General features: G+C 67.5%; 2 protein-coding genes. One reads left to right on the top strand and one right to left on the bottom strand.

Features of this window, described 5'->3' with window-relative positions:
- Window positions 1–1,355, top strand: a 1,355-nt coding sequence (locus AB0G02_RS31670; protein ID WP_360801402.1) for a hypothetical protein, incomplete at its 5' end; no start/stop codon positions are given.
- A gap of 649 nt (window positions 1,356–2,004) precedes the next feature.
- On the opposite strand, the gene AB0G02_RS31665 is transcribed toward AB0G02_RS31670, so the two are convergent.
- On the bottom strand, window positions 2,005–3,548 hold a 1,544-nt coding region (locus tag AB0G02_RS31665), incomplete at its 5' end, for a hypothetical protein (RefSeq protein ID WP_360801399.1).

Raw genomic sequence — 3,548 nt, 5'->3', positions numbered from 1 at the left:
AGTCGAGCGTGTGGGAACGCTGGGCAGAGGCGATCATCGCGACCTGGGGACCAGGTACCGGTGACGAACTGCGCCCGACGCTCTTCGAGAACCTCACCGAGGACGTCCTCTCTCTCCTCCGTACCGCGGCACTCACACATCTGGACGCACTGCCCCCTTCCGGGGACTTCTTGTCCCAGTTCGCGGTGTATCGCCACTTCGCCGCGGACCTCGCGCCCGCGATCTCGCGGAGGCTCGCCTCTGGGCGCTACTCCGGTGAACTCGCCGGGAGCCTGCTCGACCTTCTTGTCGAACACGGGCAAAGGACGGCCGCGCTCGACCTCTGCACCCGACTGGCGCAGGGCACCGATTCAGCGCTGGCTTCTCGCGCATCCCTGCACCTGGCGACCTTGGCGCCGAACAAGGTCGTGGACGACCTCGTCACAACACCCCTCACCACGGACGAGTTCGCCGCGCGAGCCGGCCGTCTGGACGTGACGGCCCTCGACTCCACACGCCTCGCGATTCTCACGGCACTGTTGCTCGACACCTACCCCTATGGGTCCGATCCGCCCATGCGGAGCGGATTCATCCGCAGCACCGAGCACGACGTCAGGGACGTGCGTAACCGAGCACTCAACCGACTGGCAGACCTCGGCAAGTCGGATGAACTGGCACGACTGCGAGAGAACCGGTCCGACATCGACCAACAGGTCATCGCCGACCACCAACGCGTCGCCCGACTTCGACAAGCTGACCTGGCGTTGGGCACGGTAAGCCCGAAGGAACTACTCGCACTCCTGCGCAGCACCGACGCACGCCTCATCCGGAACGACGACGACCTGCTGGATGTCGTTGTGCACGCACTCGACCGCCTGCAACACCGGATCGCGAGAACGAACGGATTCCGGGACATCTGGAACTCCACTATCTCGCCCAAGTCCGAGGACAGCATCTCCGACTGGATCCAGGCACGTCTCGGCGACTGGTTCAACGAAGTCGCCGCAGAACGGGAGATCCAGGTGCGGAGGCGCAAGGAAGCCGGCATCGGCGACCGCAGCGACCTGGTAGTCAAGGCACCGACTCTCGGCGGCGGGCTCGCCTACGTGATGATCGAGGCGAAACTCGTCAACAACGACGAACTCATGACGGCGATGCGTGACCAACTGGTCGACCGCTACCTCGCTCCATCCGGACTCAGCCATGGTGTCTACCTCGCGTACTGGACGCGACCCGATCAGCGACCGGACGGCTGGTCGAAGTCGAAAGCTGCCGACTTGGCCGACCTCAAGGTCGAGCTCGACGGGCAAGCGACCAACGTGCCGCCCGACATGACAATCCGCTCGTACGTACTCGACATCAGTCGCCCCGACTAGCGCCAAGGCTCAGCCTTCCATGGCGGACGGGGAGCAGCGGTGGCCCGCCGATACCGGGGTCGTGACCGCCCAGGTGCCCGCAACGTCCGATTCGTGCCCGGCTCCGCCCGTCTGCACCACCTCGCGCGTAGCGGTGTGGTCACCGACGCAGCCAGTGTCATCGCAGATCGACCGCCGGCACCGTGCGGATCATTTTTAACAGTCCGTCGACGTGCCCAGGTCCCCCTACCCGCGCCAACAACGCCACCCGCAGCCATCCCGGCATCACCCGTGTGCGCGACGGGCGGCCGCCCCTCGCGGGTGAGCAGCCTGCCGAGCGGGAGACCTGGGGTCGGTCAACACCGTGCTGTTCAAGCCGGGCGGGTGACTGCCGTGCCTCGCAGGGGAAGCCCCGGTGCCCGATCGTGGTCATGGCTACCGCCGTGCCCCCACCGGATGGGCCAGCACCGGAACGACGAGCCGGACCTGGCGATCGAAAAGATCAGCGTGGTACCGTTCCCGCCGGGGCTGGCCGCCTGCAGAGGCCGGTGATTCATGATCACGCCAGTCCGCAAGGAGGAGGCGCGGGTTCGATTCCCGTCTCGGGCAGCATGGGGGCAATCCCTGCGGTGCCCTGAGTCGTCCAATGGTAGGGCACCTCCTATCTCTTCTACCGATGAGGCCATCGGCCAGACGGTGTCGGACTGGTCAGAAGCGCGACGTCGAGGTCGCGCAGCACTGCTCCGCCGCGGCGCAAGTCCTCGACCAGGTGCTGCTGACGCTTCGCCAGACAGGAAATGATCTCGGGTGCCGTGTGCGGCCGCGTCGTGCCCGCGTTGCGGTACCAGTTGCCCAGCACCTCGAGGGTGACGTCGACCAGCAGCGAACCACCGGTGGCCAGGGTGAGGTCGTCGACGGCGCGGAACTGACCGGCGTGCAGCGACAGATTCCGTGCGCTGTACAGGGCGCTGAGCAACGTGGCGATCCTGTCTTGGCGGTCGACGAGCCAGTCCGCACATGCGCGGGGGTCCGCCAACCGAGTGCTCCATTCGGTGACTTGGAACGCGGGCAGGGCCGACACCTCGGCGGCGACGTGGTTGAGGGCGTCACGGGCATCGACGGTTTCCGGGGTGTCGGCGGGTGTGCCGGACAGCAGGAGGTCGACCCAGGCGTTGATGTCGTCGAGTCGGTCGGCCTCGGTCCGTTTGACGTGACGTTCGACAGCGGTCAGTCGGTCGTCGAACAACGCCTGCAGGGCCCGGTGGCGTCCACGGGCAACCAGATGGCGGTCGTCGGCCTGGTCCGCGCGGCGACGCAGATCGGGGTAGGCGGCTTTGTCGGGGTCGCACTTGCCGGCTGCCCGTGCGAGGGACTGGGCGGCTTTGCTGGCGGAGGCCATCGCCTCTCGGGCGCCGCGTTCGGCGGCCGTGGCAGCCTGCCCGAGTTGCCGATACGCCTCGACGATCTGCTGTCGCATGGATTGCAGGGATAGGGCACGCGCGAGTTCCTGCGTCTTGCGCGCAAGCTCGCACGCCTCCAGCGCCGACCACGCCAGAGCGGCGGCCGGCAGCGGCGAGGAGGTCGTGCGGGCGACGTGAGCCATCCTCAGTGTGTTCCGCAACGGCTGTGGCCAATCACGCGTGAGCGGGACCGCCGTGTTCAGCGTGGGGCGTCGCGACGACAGGTGCTTGGCCCTCATGGCACCCTGCGGCAGGACCAAGACCTCCTCGCCCAGCCTCAGGTCGACCAGCCGGTGCCCGGCCATGTACTGGTCGAGCAGTTCGGACACGTGGCGACGCGCGTGTCGACCGGCGCTGGCGACGTCGACGGCGGACACCTCGCAGGACACCAGGCACGCCGGCCCGGTGCCGTTCAGCTGTCGCACGAGCCAGGGAAGGTGGTCCGTGGCGTGGCCGAACTCCAGCTTCTCCGGATGGCGCAGGCTGGAGACAACCGCATTAGCATCCGACGTCCCCGGAAGCTCCGAACGGCGCAGTCCGGAAACGACCGCACTCGGGTCGAACGCCTCCAGCCGCTCGAGATCGCGGGCACCGTGTACGACCAGTGCCACCCGGTGGAGTGATTCGGGCGGCAGCAGCAGCGACAAGATCGCCGACCCGTCGGGAACCTTCGACGACCGCATGCCTCGGAGCAGGTCGCGGTGGAGCACGTCGGGATCACGGTCCACCGCCGCCATAAGGCAGGCCAGCTCAT

This window comes from Actinosynnema sp. NPDC023658 (assembly GCF_040639995.1).
Lineage (GTDB): Bacteria > Actinomycetota > Actinomycetes > Mycobacteriales > Pseudonocardiaceae > Actinosynnema.
The sequence above is the reverse complement of the archived record's forward strand: the minus strand, read 5'-3'. Positions and strand labels throughout refer to the sequence as shown.